Origin of the sequence: Spongiactinospora sp. 9N601, from assembly GCF_044326295.1 — a bacterium.
In the GTDB taxonomy this organism is placed as follows: Bacteria; Actinomycetota; Actinomycetes; order Streptosporangiales; family Streptosporangiaceae; genus Spongiactinospora; species Spongiactinospora gelatinilytica.
This window is the reverse complement of the sequence record NZ_JBIRBB010000007.1, coordinates 345628-361204: the sequence shown is the minus strand read 5'-3', so window position 1 is coordinate 361204 and position 15577 is coordinate 345628. Positions and strand designations below refer to the sequence as shown.

Sequence of the window (15577 nt, the reverse complement as noted above, 5' to 3'; positions counted from 1 at the left end):
CGGGTATCTGAAACGGCGTACGGCCGGCCACCGGGGTGGCCGGCCGTACGGATTACGGGTCAGGCGAGGTCGGGGCCCGGCGTGTGGACCCCGGCGCGGCCGGGAGTGGTGCCGGTGCCGAAGGTCTCGTGCAGGAGCGTCTCCTGCTCGATCACGCCGGCCAGGCGGCGGACGCCCTCCCTGATGCGTTCCGGTTCCGGATAGCAGTAGGACAGCCGCATGTGCCCGGCGCCCTGTCCGTCGGCGTAGAAGCCGGTGCCCGGTACGAACGCGACCCGCTCGGCGACCGCGCGGGGCAGGATCGCCTTGGAGTCGAGCCCTTCGGGCAGGGTCATCCAGACGAAGAACCCGCCGGCAGGGCGGGTCCAGGAGCATCCGGCGGGCATGAGCTGCTCAAGCGCGCTCAGCATCGTGTCCCGGCGTTCGCGATACAGCTCGCGGAAGGACTTGATCTGCTCGCGCCACGGCTGGGTGGCGAGATACTGCCCGACCGCGAGCTGCGCGAACGAGGAGTGCGAGAGCACCGCGGACTCCATCGCGAGCACCAGCTTGTCCCGTACGGCGTGCGGCGCGAGCGCCCACCCCACCCGGAACCCCGGTGCCAGCGTCTTGGAGAACGATCCCAGATAGATCACGCCGTCCGCGTCGTCGGCGCGCAGCGCCCGCAGCGGGTCGCCGTCGAAGCCGAGCAGGCCGTACGGGTTGTCCTCGATCACGAGCACGCCCGCGCGGTGGCAGACGTCGAGCACTTCGCGCCGCCGCGCCATGCTGAGGGTGACGCCGGCCGGGTTCTGGAAGTTCGGGACCGTGTAGAGGAACTTGATACGCCGTCCCTGGCGGGCCAGCGTCTCGATCGCCTCGGCCAGCGCGGCCGGGTTGAGGCCGTCGTCGTCCATCGCGACGTGGACGACGTCCGCCTGGTAGGCGGCGAAGGTGCCGAGGGCGCCCACGTAGGACGGGCCCTCGGCGAGCACCACGTCGCCGGGGTCGATGAAGATCCGGGTGAGCAGATCGAGTGCTTGCTGTGAACCGACGGTGACCACTACGTCGCTCGGGTCCGCCTCGATGCCCTCAAGCCGCATGACCTCGCACATCTGCTCGCGCAGGTGCGGGTCTCCCTGGCCTGAGCCGTACTGCAGCGCGGTCGAACCGCGCCGGGCCACGAGGTCGGCGATCAGCTCGCCGATCAAGTCGAGGGGAAGAGCCGTGACGTACGGCATGCCGCCGGCGAGCGAGACCACCTCGGGCCTCGACGCGACGGCGAAGAGAGCTCGGATCTCAGAGGCGACCATCCCGGTAGCTCGTGCTGCGTACCGATCGACGTAGGCGTCGATGCGCGACCCTTGGGGCGCGCTGGTCTGACCGTGATCCGTATCCTCTGTCACGGTCCACCTCCTCGGTCGAAGTGCCGGAGAAAACCAGAGTACGTCACCTTTTGTGACGGCCTATCGGGGGGAGCCGTATCACCGACCTCGGATCGGTGATCCACGGGATGCCACCCCCACTGAGCTACGATGCCAGTCGGGGACGCCGTATTGATGCGGTTTTCCACCAAGACTCTCGTCAGGATAGGGGCCACCAGTTGTCGCGTCGCCTCGTCAACGTCACGTTGGACAACCTTGACGATCTTCCGCGCCGGTGCCGTCGATGCGTGTTCTGGGAGCTCGACCCGGTCAGTGGCGAGCGGGCGAACGAGGTCGGCGACGCGGGGCTGGAGAAGGAAGCCTGGATCTCGGCGACGCTGCTGGAGTGGGGAAGCTGCGGCAAGATCGCCTATGTGGACGGGGTGCCGGCCGGGTTCGTGCTGTACGCGCCGCCGCTCTACGTGCCGCGTTCTGTGGCGTTCCCCACGTCGCCGGTGAGCTCCGATGCCGTGCTGCTGATGACCGCCCAGATCATCGCCGAGTTCTCGGGGGGCGGGCTGGGCCGGATGCTGGTCCAGGGGGTGGCCAAGGACCTGACCCGGCGGGGGGTCAAGGCCATCGAGGCGTTCGGCGACCTGAAGTGGGAGGAGCCGGGGTGCGTACTGCCCGCCGACTACCTCCTGGCGGTGGGGTTCAAGACGGTTCGTCCGCATCTACGGTTTCCGCGGCTCCGGCTGGAGCTGAAGACCGCGGTCTCGTGGCGTGAGGACGTCGAGGTGGCACTGGAGCGCCTGCTGGGGTCCATGAGCCCAGAGCGCGCCCTGCGGCCCGTCTGACGCTTCTCAGGGGCGTTATGGGCCATCGGTACACGAGCTGCCCGAAAGCCCGCAAACCCCCGCACACGCGGCGGCTCCCTCGCCCGGAGTGGTGAGCTGCGGACGAGGGAGCCGCCGGATCATGTGGGTGCCGCTCAGAAGAGCGGTGGTACGGCAGGCGCCGCGACGCCTGGCCGCAGGGGGCACTGCCAGAGCCCCGTGGGGTTGAGCTCTAGAGGATGCCCTCAAGCTCGCGAAGCAGCATGGCCTTCGGCTTGGCGCCGATTATCTGCTTCACAACCTCTCCGTCCTTATAGACGTTCAGTGTGGGGATCTGGAGTACACCGTAATCGCGGGGAACCGCCGGGTTCTCGTCGATGTTGAGCTTGACCACCGTCAGCTTGTCGGCCTGCTCATTGGCGATCTCCTGGAGGATCGGCGCGACCTGCCGGCAGGGCCCGCACCATTCGGCCCAGAAGTCCACGAGCACGAGCTTGTCGTTCTTGAGAACTTCCGCCTCGAAGGTCGCGTCGGTGACGCTCTTGATGGTGCCCATGATCGAACCTCTCCTTAGCTTTCCTGAAGGGTGAGCCAGCGCTCGGCGTCGAGGGACGCCTGGCACCCGGTGCCCGCGGCGGTGATCGCTTGACGGTAGATGTGGTCGACGACGTCGCCACAGGCGAAGACGCCCTCCAGATTGGTGCCCGTGCCCGGGGACTGGACCTTGATGTAACCCTCGTCGTCGAGCGTGATCTGACCCTTGACGAGCTCGTTGCGCGGGTCGTGGCCGATGGCCACGAACACGCCGGTCGCGGGCAGCTCGGTGGTCTCGCCGGTCTTGAGGTTGCGGACGCGCACGGCCGAGACGCGGTCGTCGCCGACGATCTCCTCGACCTCGGAGTCCCACTGGAAGCGGATCTTCTCGTTGCTGAAGGCGCGGTCCTGCATGATCTTGCTGGCCCGCAGCTCCGAACGCCGGTGGACGATCGTCACCGAACGCGCGAACCTGGTGAGGAAGGTCGCCTCCTCCATGGCCGAGTCGCCGCCGCCGACCACCACGATGTCCTGGTCGCGGAAGAAGAACCCGTCGCAGGTGGCGCACCATGAGACACCGTGCCCGGACAGCCGCTTCTCGTTGGGCAGACCCAGCTCGCGGTAGCTCGAACCCATGGCCAGGATGACCGCCTTGGCGTGGTACGTGTCCGTGACGGTCTTGACGACCTTCGGGTCGGCGGCCAGGTCGACCTCGACGACATCGTCGGCGACCAGCTCGGCGCCGAAGCGCTCGGCCTGCTTGCGCAGGTTGTCCATCAGGTCCGGGCCCATGATGCCGTCGGGATAACCGGGGAAGTTCTCCACGTCGGTGGTGTTCATGAGTGCTCCGCCCGCGGTCACCGAGCCCTCGAAGACCAGGGGGCGTAGGTCGGCACGCGCGGAGTAGATCGCCGCTGTGTAACCGGCCGGCCCCGAACCGATGATGATCACATTACGGACGTCGCTCACGCTCTGTGCCTTTCGTCGCTGTTGCCAGTCGCGTCAACAGATCCTAGGGGGCTGTGATTCCCGCCTGGTCACCGGACATCGAAGTGTCTGCTCACCCATCAAGGTAGAGCCTGGCGACGGGCCGCGACATCACCCGGGGCCGGAATGCGAAAGAGCCCGCCGGGGCGGGCTCTTTCAAGGTCATCGGAGTGGGGTCAGTCCCACTTGCCGAGGGCGGGTTTGCGGAGGTTCTTGCATTCGGGGTCGAGGACGCGTACCTGGACCTGGTTGGACGCGCTGTTCTTCCGGAAGAGCATCAGCGATGCCTCCTGGCCCTCGTAGTAGCCCTGGTCTACCTGGAAGGGGTCCTTGCCGACCTGCTTCGACACCCGTCCGATGCAGCGCATCAGCTTGTCGTCGACCGAGTCGGCGGTGAGCCAGATGCGGGTCGGGGCGAAGTAGTCGCCGAGCGGCTCGCGCAGCGCGCGGTTGCTGTAGTTGAATTCGCTGTCGGAGATCTTGTAGGCCAGCCGCGGCGCCTGGCTCGGCTCGACGCTGGCCGGTGGCGGCAACGCGAGCGGTGCCGAGGCCACCGGCGCCGGCCGGCCGTCTCCGGAAGCGGTCAGCAGCCCGGTGGACAGCGCCGCCGAACCGGCGATCGCCGCCACGGCCGCCGCTGCCGTGACCGGAATGGCCCATCTGCGGCGTCTGGTCGGCCGTGTCCGCCGCTTGGCCGGGACCACTGTGCCGTCGTCGGCGACGACGCCCAGTCGTACCGGCTCCGGCTCCCGCGAAGGCTCCTGCGAGGGCACAGGCTCCCGCGAGGGCCCGGATGCGGTCTCCCACGGGGCGTCGGCCATGAGCCGGTCCCAGTCGGGGGAGTCGGCGACGGCAGCCGCCACCCGTCCGGTACGCCCGGCCTCGGCGGCCAGCGCCTGGTCTATCCGTAGCGCGACCCCCATCGGCATGGCCGGTGTCGGAGTGGCCGCGAGCACTTCTCGCACCGCCGCGAGATCGGCCAGTCGCTCCCCACAGGGGTCGCACACCGCCAGGTGTGCGCGGACCGGCCGGGCTTCGGCGTCATCAAGGAGACCCTCTGCCAACTCGGCAAGGATCTCCAGGTCGTAGTGCGTGTCACCCGTCACGAAGTTCTACTCCCTTCGCGGATGAGACGCGAGACAGGTCTGATCGGTTCCGCAGATGCGAAAGAATTGGGGCAAGTTTCGCGCGGCCCCGCGCGCATCGGCTCTTCACCGTACCGCTCGGCACCTGAAGCACCTGCGCGGCGTCCTCCACCGAGTAGCCCATCATGTCGACGAGCACCAGCGCGGCACGCTGGTCGGTGGGCAGCACCCGCAGGGCGGCGGTGACCTCCATGGAGACCTCGCGCTCGCCGGTGTGGTCGGGTATCGGCGTGTCGCGCTCGGCGGCCTCGATCAGCTCGTCGTCGGCGACCGGGCGGACCGACTTGCGGCGCATCCGGTCAAGGCAGGCGTTGACCACGATGCGGTGCAGCCAGGTGGTGACCGCCGCCTCGCCGCGGAAGCTCTCCGCCTTGCGGTACGCCGACACGAAGGCGTCCTGTACGGCGTCGGCCGCCTCGTCGGGGTCGCCGAGGGTACGCAGGGCGACCGCCCACATCCGGTCTCGGTGCCGCTTGACGATCTCGCTGAAGGCGTGCGGGTCCCCGTTGATGTGGCTGGTCAGAAGCTCGGCGTCGGATCGTTCTGGCCGGGGGTTCTGATCTGCCTCTGATGGGTTCTCGGGTGGGGAATTCACAAGGAGAGTCCTGCTATGCCGATCCGGGGGAGTAGACCACTACGTCATAGATGGTGCCACGAAACCTGCCTTGGTCGGCCGGAAGACGCGTAAACCAGATCAAAACGTACTGGCCGCTTGCGGCCTCGGTGGGCTTGAACGTGGTCTTGCCCGAGGCGTTGCTCTGCTTGGCCACCGTCTTGAGCGCGTCCAGGTCGGGGGAGTCGCCCACCCTGATCTCGGCCTTTGCGCCGGACGCCTTGGCGAAGGTGACGGTCACCTCGGAGACCTTGACCGACTTGCCCATGTCGAGCATCAGGCCGACGCCGTCCTTCAGCCGCCCGAACTCGGCGGTGTTGTAGGTGTCGGTGTGCCACTCGGTGCCGGACTTGTCGTCGATCGCGTTGCGAGTGTACTCGGGGTTCTCCCCTCCGTCGGTGCCCTTGGGGTCGAAGTCCTTGGCGCTGGACGCCTTGACCGGCGTCGGTTTGGCGGTCGGGGTGGCGCTCACCGTGGGCTCCGCCTTCGAGGCGGTCGGCCCGGCGATGCTGCGTCCGAGGGTCCAGGCCCCGATGCCGACGACCGCCATCACCACGAGCACCACCACGGTCATGATCGCCCGGTTGACCATGGCGGGCCGCTGGGGCCGGCGCTGGTGCGGACCGGGCATGCTGGGGGGCATGGTCGGGGGGCCGTGCGGGTGCTGGCGTACCGGGTCCATGGGCCGGGACATGGTCCGGGGCATGGGTTGCGACATCTCGAACCGGATGTCGTCGTTGCCGCCCCGCGGGCCCAGGTGTACGGACGGCGGCAGTGTCGCGATCGGCACCGGGGAGGGACGGGGGACGCTGCCCAGCGCTTCGGCGACGTCGGCCGGGCTGACCAGCGGCTCCTGGCCGCGCAGCGCCGCGGGCAGGGCGGCCCTGACGGTGATGCCGTCGAGGTAGCCGGGGATGCCCGCGGTGACCTGGCGGGGCGTGCAGATCTGGCCGTCGGGCGTGGTGGGTGCGGGCGGCAGCCCGACCGGGCCGTCGCTCGGGCCCGGCCAGTGTCCGGTGAGGCCGGCGTAGAGCAGCCGGCCCAGCCCGGCGGCGTCGTCGCCCGCCGGGTCGTCGCTGCTCAGGTCGCCGAGCGCGGCGTCGATGCCGACGCCGAGGACCTTCACCGTGCTGCCGGAGGTCCAGATCAGCTTGGACGGACGCAGGCACAGGTGGGCGAGCCCGGCCTCGTGGGCGTGGGCCAGGGCCTCGGCCGCCTCGGCGACCAGCGCGGCGGCCCGCTCGGGTTCGAGGGGGCCGGCGGCCAGCAGGTCGGCCAGGGTCTCGCCGGTGACCCACTCGCTGACCACGTAGGAGAGCTGTTCTTCCTCGGCGGCGTCGAAGACCTGGGTCAGCCGGGGGTCGGACAGCCGGCTCGCCGCCCGCGCCGCCATCACGACCTCGCTCGTGCGGGCATAGGAGTCGCTGAAGGTGTGGACCGCGACCGGCCGCGCCAGTACTTCGTCGATCGCCTTCCACAGGATGGCGCCGTCCTGCTCGGCGACGCGATCTTCGACGCGGAACCGCTCCGCCAGCTTGGTGCCGGGCTCTACTGCGGGCGCGCTCATGCGGCGTTCACCAGTCCGTCGGAGGTCGTGGCGCGAGGAGCGGGCCACAGGGGGCGCCCGGAACGCGCAGGAATCGCGAGAATGCCGCCATGGGACGACCTTGCCGACAGAGCCGCTGACAAAGCGGGCAAATCACCATGGCAGTACCACACGGGCAAGGCAGGGATCAAAGCCGGCATATCGCCGTACGTCCTGCAATGCCGGTTGGATGCGCCCACGCCCCTCCTGCTTCCATTCCGCGCTTATCGGGCACCATCGTAGTGCGGTACCCGTTTCTTTCGTGTTCCTTCGGAAACCATCGGCCCCACGTGCCTCAGGCCCCCTGAACAAGACGTGCGAGGGGTGCCGCCGGGTTCACCGGAAACCCGACTTCCTCATCAACGACCTACCCGTCCTGCGACAAGTCCAACGAGGGAACCCACCTCGGGGATGCGCGCCCGGTGCGCGACCACGAAGTACAGCAGCATGCCGAGCCCGCCCCCGGCCGCCAGGATCACCAGGGAGCTGACCGTGGTCAGCCCGGCCCAGCGCTCGCCGCCCCAAAGGACGGCCAGGGCCAGGCCCGCCGTCGGCAGCGCCACCAGGTACATCCTGGTCAGCGCGCCGGCCACCCGCCTGCCGTCCAGGCCGCCGACCTTGCGGCTGGCCCGCACCCAGGCGAACCCGGCACCGGTCATGTAGGAGACGGTGTACGAGCAGGCCAGCCCCATGACGATATAGCGATCTGGGAGCACCACGTAGGAGACCAGGCTGAGCAGCGCGTTGACCGCCACGTTGCCGGCCGCCAGGAACGCGGGCGTACGCGTGTCGCCGAAGCTGTAGAACACCCGCAGCAGCAACTGGAAGATCGAGAACGGCACCAGCGCCAGCCCGAAGATCTGGAGCACGTTGCCGATGTAGATCGCGTTCGAGATCGTCATGTTGCCGTGCCCGAAGATCACCACGGCCACCGCCGGACCGAGCACCATCAGCAGCAGCCCGGCCGGGATGATCACCGAGCAGACCAGCCGCACCCCCGAGGCGAACTCCTCGCGCACCTGGCCGAGCTGCCCGTCGGCGACCGACCGGCTCATCCTGGGCAGCATCGCGGTGATCACCGAGACCGCGATCACCCCGTAGGGCAACTGGAAGAGCTGGTAGGCGTAGGCGTAGGCGGAGTTTCCCGCGCCGGGCACCCGGTCGCCCGCGCCGGTGGCGAGCTTGGTGGTGACCCAGAAGCCGAACTGCATGATGCCGACGTACGCGAACGTCCAGGCCGCCGTCCGGCCCATCTCGCCGAGCCCGACGCCCCGCACCCCGAACCGCGGCCGGAACCGGAACCCCGCCCGGTGCAGCGAGATCACCAGGGCGAGGCACTGCACGACGATGCCCGCCGTGGTGCCGATGCCGAGCAGCGCCAGGTCGGAGGCCGTCGCCGCCTCCACGGACGATCCGGCGCCGCTCACCACCAGGTACAGCAGGCCGACCACGATCATGACCAGGTTGTTCAGCACCGGCGCCCACATCGGCGCGGCGAACCGGTCACGGGCGTTGAGGATCGCCCCGGCCAGCGCGCCGATCCCGAAGAACGCGATCTGCGGCAGGATGAACCTGGCCAGCGTGATCGCGGCCTCCCGCTTGGCGCCGGTCCAGTCGTCGGTGTAGAGGTCCACGATCAGCGGGGCGAGCAGCACGGACACCACCGCGGCCACGCCGAGCAGCAGGATGGCGAACGTCATCAGCCGCTGTTCGTAAGCGGTGCCGCCGTCCGGGTCGTTACGCCGCGCGCGGACCACCATCGGCACGATCACGCTGCTCAGCACCCCGCCGATGAGCAGCTCGAACAGGATGAGCGGGATCGTGTAGGCCACGTTGTACGCGTCGCCGAGGGCGGCGGTGCCGATCGCCGCGGCCAGCACCGCCGTACGCAGGAAGCCGGTGACGCGCGACACCATCGTGCCCGCGGCCATGATCGCGCCCGCGCGCAACAACCTGCTCATCGGTCACGTTCCTCCAGGTTCGGTGTCACGCGGGGGGTCCTGGGCGCCGGCCGCTGACCCGCTCGGCGCGCTCTTCCGTGCCCTCGGGCAGTGGGGACGCCGGGGGCCGCGCGACCGGCTTCGTCACGTCGGCCGTCTGCTCGGCCGATTGAGAAGCGGATTGGGAAGCGGATTGGGAAGCCGGCTGTGCGGGAGCCGATCGAGCGGGAGCCGGCTGAGCCGACCCCGCAGGGGCCCGCCGCCGCCCGGCCCGGCGCCGGCGCATCATCCGCAGCGCCACCGCCGCCAGCATGACCGACAGCGCGCCGCCCACGATCACCAGCGCGATCCCGGCATAGCCGGTGGTGCGCACGGTCAGCTCGATCGGCGGGCCGTACCGCTTGCCGGACTCCGTGCGAAGCTGCACGGTGACCGTCGTCTCACCGCTGACGTGCGAGGTCAGCGGCACCTGCACGGTCTGGCTGCCCCGCGGGGAGATCTGGATCGCCCGCGAGAAGTCCTTGATCTCCAGTTGCCGCGGATTGGTCGACTTGACGTCGATGCGCAACGCGACCGTTTTGTTCAGTGAGTTGTGGACGCTGATCGGCACCACGCCGTTGTCCCCGGCCAGCGTGCGGGGCTGCTCGGTGCCGGTGATCGCGACCTCTTCGATCTGGTCGGACACCGCCTCGTCGATGTGCTCGACGGCGGTGCGCGCATCGCCGGTCTTGCCGCGCCACGCCGAGGACGCCAGCCGCAGCAACGGACGCTCGAACCCGTGCCGGTCGTTGGCGTCGTCGGTGACGTCGGCGGTGAGCTGGGCCTGGCGTTCGGTCCTGCGCACCGAGGACAGGTAGCCCTTGCCCAGCTCCTCGCGGCGGTCTTCGTCGGTGTAGGTCAGCCCGACGCGCGCCGCCTGCGGGGCGGTGGGCTTGATCGAGGTGATCGACACCGGGCTGAGCCAGGGCAGCTTGGCGGTACGGCCGAGCAGTCCGCTGACGAACGCCGGGTCGGGATGCCACTGCCGGGACGGCGCGGCCACGACGGTCCGGCCCGTCTGCGGGGCCTCGGCGGTGATCATCGCGGTCTCGGCCAGGAAGCGCTGCTTGGCCAGCAGGCCGGCGCCGGGCAGGGCCACGTCGGAGGAGAGGATCTCGCTCAGCGTCTGGTCGGCCACCAGCGCGGTGATCGGCCCGTTCACGGACGAGATCGTGGCCGCCGCGTCGGGGGTGGTCGTGGCGGACGGCGCGGCCGGGAGGTTGCCCTGGTCGAGCAGGACGGTCTTGACCCCGCCCACCGCCAGCTCGTCCAGTGCGTCGAGGTCGAGCGCGCCGGACACCGGCCAGTTGAGGTCGCTGGGCACCGCCCGGCCGAACATCGACTGCGCGACCTCCGCGCCCGTGGCGAGCGCGCCGCGGGTCACGCCGTCCAGCCCGCGGTGGACCAGCGCCGCCACGTCAGGGTCCGCGTACGGGGTGGCGAACACGCTCGCCTTGGTCAGCGCGGTACGCATCGCGGCCAGCCAGGGGGCGGCGGCGGGCTCGGCGGGGCGCTGCTTGCGTTCGTCGCCGGTGTCGACCGTGTAGTCGCGGGCCATCGCGTTGACGTCGTCCAGCAGCGCCGGATCGACCAGCCAGCTCACGCCCTTGGCGGTGGCCGAGCCGCGTACCAGCGCGAGCATGTCGGCCAGCCGCCCGCCCTCCGCCAGCGCGCCGCGCAGGTCGTCGTTGAGGAACGTCTGGTCCACGCTCCGGCGCGGGCGCTGGTCCAGCACCGGCAGCACCATCGCCAGGCGGGTGCGGGCGACCCGCTCGTCCTTCGGCGCGTACACCACGAACGTGCGCTGGATCGCCACCGTCTCCTGGTTCGGGCCGAGCACCTCCACCGCCAGCGGGTAGACCCCGAACCGCCACATCTCGATGATGGCGGGGGTCACACTGAACTCCCACTGCTGCTTCGCGCCCGCCGCGAGCACCGGGACCTGGGTGAAGCGCGTGATGGACCCCCGGTCCCGCCAGGTCATCAGGCCCTCGGCGTAGGACTCCATCTCGCTGCGCCCGGCGAACGGCTGGCCGGAGTAGCGGAGCTGGATCCGCAGACCGGCCTGCGGCGCGCCGGTGGTGTTGGTGTAGGTGCCCGAGATCTTGATCTCCTGGTTCCGCTCGCGCGGGGTGTCCGGGGAGATCGACTCGATCACGAGCGGCGGCGCCTGCCGTACGGACACGGCGGACGCCGTGGACACCGAGGACGCCGCCGCCGCTGGTACGGCCAGCAGCGCGGCGGTGACGGTGGTGAGCAGAGCCTTGACGATCACGTGCCTGCCCGGGTCGGTGTACGGCGCACGCCGCAATGCTATGGCCTTTGCGCGGCCGGATCGGGTCGAGACGGACGTTGAGACCGACTCAATGAACCCTTTTCCACCGTCGTCCCACCGTCTCCGGCGAACGTCGGTTCGCCCCGGCGCGCTCAGCGCGGCAACGAATGCGACGCACGGTGCCCGTGTGACAGGGACGACCGGCCGCGCGCGGCCAGATCGAGCCGTTTGCCGCCGGCCAGCGCCAGCAGATCGCGGGCGCGCAGCGACAGCGCGGTGCGCCGCTCACCGGTCGGGGTGTGCACCAATGTGTCTCCGGGCAGCTCGCGGTGGAGGCGTTCGTCGATCAGCAGCGCGAGGTCGTCGGGCAGCAGCAGCGGGCACACCAGCCCGGCGGCGTAGCGGGTGGCGGAGTTGACGATGAACGCCGGGGCGGGCGACACCTTGCGCGCCCCGAGCAGGGTGCCCACCATCGCGGGCCGGGGCGGCGTGGCGACGGACGACAGCACCGCGACGGGATCGAGGCCGACCCGCGTGTCCACCTCGAAGACCGTGACCTCAAGGCAATGGGCCGCGTCCGCATGCATGATCTCGGGAAGCTCACCGGCGCACGTCAGGGCTCGCGGAAGGCGTACGATCTCATGATGGACCTGGTGTGCGAGGAGCCAGCGGTGGATCGCGAGGGCGTCCTTCATCTCTGCGCTCCTTGCCTCGTGGCCCGACCCCCTACGGTCCGCAGGTCGACCGTATTGTGGTGATCGCCGACGGTGTATCTCCCGCGAGTGACACCAGCAATGGCCCGGGGGAACATCCTCCGTAACCGAAGGACCTACCCAGCTTGTCCGAATCGAATCTGACCGCCGGCCAGCAGCGCGGCCTCGACGCGCTGCTCCGCCGCATCCCGCCCGTGGCCGACGAGCTGGGCGAGCTGTTCGCGGCGCGCGGGCACGAGCTGGCCCTCGTCGGCGGCCCGGTACGCGACGTCTTCCTCGGCCGGGTCGGCAACGACCTCGACCTGACCACCGACGCCCGGCCGGAACAGGTCCTCGAAATCGTCCGCGACTGGGCCGACGCGGTGTGGACGATCGGCATCGACTTCGGCACCGTCGGCGTGCGCAAGGGCGGCCGGCAACTGGAGATCACCACCTACCGCAGCGAGTCCTATGACCCGCAGTCGCGCAAGCCCGAGGTCATGTACGGCGACAGCCTCGACGACGACCTCGCCCGCCGCGACTTCGCGGTCAACGCGATGGCGGTACGCCTGCCCGAGCACACCTTCGCCGACCCGTACGGCGGGCTCGCCGACCTCGCGGCCAAGATGCTCCGCACACCGGGCCCGCCCGAGCGGTCCTTCGACGACGACCCGCTGCGGATGCTGCGCGCCGCCCGCTTCGCCTCCCAGCTCGGCTTCGACGTCCACCCGGCCACCTTCGCCGCGATGCGCGGCATGGTCGAGCGGATCGAGATCGTCTCCGCCGAGCGCATCCAGGCCGAGCTGGACAAGCTGATCTGCGGCGCCCACCCGCGCCGCGGCCTTGAGCTGCTGGTCGACTCCGGCCTGGCCGCCCACGTACTGCCCGAGCTGCCCCGGCTGCGCCTGGAGATCGACGAGCACCACCGGCACAAGGACGTCTACGAGCACACCCTGATCGTGCTGGAACAGGCCATCGCGCTGGAGGGCGACGGCGGCTGTGACCGGGTGCTGCGCTGGGCGGCGCTGCTGCACGACATCGGCAAGCCCAAGACCCGCCGGCACGAGCCGGGGGGGCGGGTGTCCTTCCACCACCACGAGGTGGTCGGCGCGCAGCTCACCAAGAAGCGGCTGATCGCGCTGAAGTTCCCCAAGGACGTCGTGGCCGACGTCTCCCGGCTGGTGGAGCTGCACCTGAGGTTCCACGGGTACGGCACCGGCGAGTGGACCGACAGCGCGGTGCGCCGCTACGTACGCGACGCCGGGCACCTGCTGGACCGGCTGCACAAGCTGACCAGGGCCGACTGCACGACCCGCAACAAGCGCAAGGCGCAGGCGCTGGCCCGCACCTACGACCACCTGGAGGAGCGGATCGCCCGGCTGGCCGATGAGGAGGAGCTGGCCAAGATCCGCCCGGAGCTGGACGGCAACGAGATCCAGCAGGTGCTCGGCATCGCGCCGGGGCCGCTGGTGGGCAGGGCGTACAAGTTCCTGCTGGAGATGCGGCTGGACCAGGGCATGATCGGCAAGGAGGCGGCCACCGCCGCCCTGCTGGAGTGGGCCAAGGACAACGCGGTGTCCTGACCCGCCCCTCGCTCAGGCGCTCTGCGGGATCTTCCGCTTGGGGTTGTCGCCGGTCGGCGTGACCATCCGGTAGACCAGGGCGCCGAGCACGTAGCCCGCCGCGATGAGGCCGAGCACCAGGTAGGACTTGCCGTTCGCCGGGAGCAGGGCCGCGGCGAAGGCGGCGGCCAGCACGTACATGCCGTTGAAGAGCATGTCGTAGAGCGAGAAGACGCGGCCCAGGTAGGCGTCGGCGATGTCGCGCTGCACGACGGTGTCGGCGCAGATCTTCACGCTCTGCCCGGCGATGCCGAGCACGAAGCCGGCGACCGGCATGCCCCACTCCTGGAAGGGGGCGACCACCGCGAAGCCGAGTACGCCCGCGGCGGTGAGGACCATCGGCACCCAGTTGGTGATGCCGAACCGCTCGGTGGCCCACGGCGTGATCAGCGCGGCCCCGAAGTAGCCGACGCCGGAGGCGCCGAGGACGAGGGCCACCCCGGCGAGCGCCTTGTCGGGATCGTTGACGGTGAAGTGGTACCGGTACAGCATGATCAGCATCGCGGTGCACATGCCGTACACGAACCGGTGGGTGGACATCGCGCCGAGCGCGGCGGCGGCGGCGCGGTGGTGGGCCACGTGCCGCAGGCCGTCGATCAGGCCGCGCACCACGTTGCGCAGCGCCTCGCGGGTCTGCGGTCGGTCGGGGTCGTACGCCGGGCCGAGCAGCCCCCTGGCCATGGTGGCCGCGATCCCCGCGGCCAGCGCGAAGGCCACCCCCGAGATCACCAGCAGCAGCGCGGTGCCGGGGTGCCCGGACCCGAAGACCAGCCGCAGCAGGTAGCCCGCGCCCGCGCCGACGAAGGTCACCACCGTGCCGGACGTCGGGGTGACGGCGTTGGCCATCATCAGCTTGTCCCTGGACACCACGTGCGGGAGCGAGGCCCCGAGCGCGGCCAGGAAGAACCGGTTGACGGCGAGCACGCCGAGCGCCACGACGTAGAACCACGCGTCGGGCGCGCCCGTGGCGACCAGCGTGGCGGCCAGGAGCAGCAGGACGCAGCGGATGATCGGGCCGATCACCAGGATCTGCCGCCGGGACCACCGGTCGATGAAGACCCCGGCGAACGGGCCGAGCACGGAGTAGGGCAGGAGGAGTACGGCGAGGCCCGTGGCGATCTGGACGGCGTTGGTCTGCTGTTCGGGGCTGAAGAACGCGTAGCCGGCGACCCCGAACTGGAAGATCCCGTCGGAGAACTGCGACACCAGGCGGGTGGCGAAGAGGCGCCTGAAGTCCCGTTCTACAAGGACGGCCCGCAGATCGGAGGCGAAGGACACCAAGCCAGCCTACGTTGCCGAGGGACGGCCCACATCCGGGACAACCCCGTAGTCCCCCTAGGGGAGGGGTCCCTCAGGTGATCACGTACTCTCAAACGCGTGATGACCGATGAACTGGTTGTGTTGGTGGATCGCGAGGGCAACGCGACCGGTATCGCGCCGAAGGCGTCGGTACATGGCCCGGACACACCGCTCCACCTGGCCTTTTCCAGCTACGTCTTCGATCGCGCCGGGCGGGTGCTGCTGTCCAGGAGGGCCGCCCACAAGGTCACCTGGCCGGACGCCTGGACGAACAGTTGCTGCGGCCACCCGATGCCCGGCGAGCCGCTGGACGCGGCGGTCACCCGCCGGCTGTCCTACGAACTGGGGCTCGACGTCGAGCGGGTGGACCTCATGCTGCCCGCCTTCTCCTACCGGGCGGTGATGGACAACGGCATCGTCGAGCACGAGCTGTGCCCGGTCTACCGGGTGATCGTGGCGGCCGAGGCGGTGCCCAACCCCGAGGAGGTCGGGGAGGTGGAGTGGATGCCGTGGCCGCGGTTCGCCGACGACGTTATGAGCGGGCGGATCACGATCTCACCCTGGTGCCGGGAGCAGGTGCCGCTGCTGAAGGCGCTGGGCGACGACCCGCTGGCCTGGGCCCCCGCCGACCCGGCCGCGCTGCCCGCCGCCGCCCGGCCCTGACATG

At 70.2% G+C, this 15577-nt stretch carries 13 protein-coding genes; 3 read left to right on the top strand and 10 right to left on the bottom strand.

The features are described from left to right. Window positions 1-59 precede the first annotated feature (59 nt). On the bottom strand, window positions 60-1292 hold the full coding sequence (locus ACH34R_RS19155) for a PLP-dependent aminotransferase family protein (protein WP_397562925.1): 1233 nt from the start codon (window positions 1290-1292) through the stop codon (window positions 60-62). A 290-nt stretch (window positions 1293-1582) separates the two neighbouring features. Between ACH34R_RS19155 and ACH34R_RS19150 the strand changes: the two genes are divergently transcribed. Beyond that, complete coding sequence (locus ACH34R_RS19150) at window positions 1583-2200, top strand: GNAT family N-acetyltransferase (protein ID WP_397562799.1); 618 nt, start codon at window positions 1583-1585, stop codon at window positions 2198-2200. 211 nt (window positions 2201-2411) lie between these two features. Here the strand turns inward: ACH34R_RS19150 and trxA are convergent, their stop codons facing one another. From trxA to ACH34R_RS19110, 8 genes are all read right to left on the bottom strand, one after another. Beyond that, a complete protein-coding gene (trxA, locus tag ACH34R_RS19145; protein ID WP_199537481.1) occupies window positions 2412-2738 on the bottom strand; it encodes a thioredoxin in 327 nt (108 codons plus the stop codon). 11 nt (window positions 2739-2749) lie between these two features. Next, window positions 2750-3682 (bottom strand): thioredoxin-disulfide reductase, encoded by a 933-nt coding sequence (gene trxB, locus ACH34R_RS19140; RefSeq protein ID WP_397562798.1) that lies wholly within the window; start codon window positions 3680-3682, stop codon window positions 2750-2752. Window positions 3683-3876: 194 nt separating this feature from the next. Beyond that, entirely contained in the window at window positions 3877-4806 is a 930-nt protein-coding gene (locus ACH34R_RS19135) for an anti-sigma factor family protein (protein WP_397562797.1), read from the bottom strand. Beyond that, window positions 4796-5440, bottom strand: coding sequence for an RNA polymerase sigma factor SigM (sigM, locus tag ACH34R_RS19130; protein ID WP_397562796.1), 645 nt, complete (start codon window positions 5438-5440; stop codon window positions 4796-4798). Before sigM ends, ACH34R_RS19135 begins: the two co-directional genes overlap by 11 nt. A 13-nt stretch (window positions 5441-5453) precedes the next feature. Then, window positions 5454-7025 (bottom strand): serine/threonine protein kinase, encoded by a 1572-nt coding sequence (locus tag ACH34R_RS19125; RefSeq protein ID WP_397562795.1) that lies wholly within the window; start codon window positions 7023-7025, stop codon window positions 5454-5456. 377 nt (window positions 7026-7402) lie between these two features. Continuing rightward, window positions 7403-9004 carry a murein biosynthesis integral membrane protein MurJ gene (gene murJ / locus ACH34R_RS19120; protein ID WP_397562794.1) on the bottom strand — a complete coding sequence of 534 codons (1602 nt, stop codon included), beginning with the start codon at window positions 9002-9004 and terminating at the stop codon, window positions 7403-7405. 25 nt (window positions 9005-9029) lie between these two features. Beyond that, window positions 9030-11333 (bottom strand): DUF6049 family protein, encoded by a 2304-nt coding sequence (locus ACH34R_RS19115; RefSeq protein WP_397562793.1) that lies wholly within the window; start codon window positions 11331-11333, stop codon window positions 9030-9032. 116 nt (window positions 11334-11449) lie between these two features. Beyond that, window positions 11450-11992, bottom strand: coding sequence for a YbaK/EbsC family protein (locus tag ACH34R_RS19110; protein WP_397562792.1), 543 nt, complete (start codon window positions 11990-11992; stop codon window positions 11450-11452). Between the two features lie 143 nt (window positions 11993-12135). Between ACH34R_RS19110 and ACH34R_RS19105 the strand changes: the two genes are divergently transcribed. After that, a complete protein-coding gene (locus ACH34R_RS19105) occupies window positions 12136-13572 on the top strand; it encodes a CCA tRNA nucleotidyltransferase (protein ID WP_397562791.1) in 1437 nt (478 codons plus the stop codon). 12 nt (window positions 13573-13584) lie between these two features. On the opposite strand, the gene ACH34R_RS19100 is transcribed toward ACH34R_RS19105, so the two are convergent. Next, window positions 13585-14889: an MFS transporter gene (locus ACH34R_RS19100; RefSeq protein ID WP_397562790.1), complete on the bottom strand. Its 1305-nt coding sequence runs from the start codon at window positions 14887-14889 to the stop codon at window positions 13585-13587. A gap of 102 nt (window positions 14890-14991) precedes the next feature. On the opposite strand from ACH34R_RS19100, the gene idi reads away from it, so the two are divergent. Continuing rightward, window positions 14992-15573, top strand: coding sequence for an isopentenyl-diphosphate Delta-isomerase (idi, locus tag ACH34R_RS19095; protein WP_397562789.1), 582 nt, complete (start codon window positions 14992-14994; stop codon window positions 15571-15573). The last annotated feature ends 4 nt before the right edge of the window (window positions 15574-15577 follow it).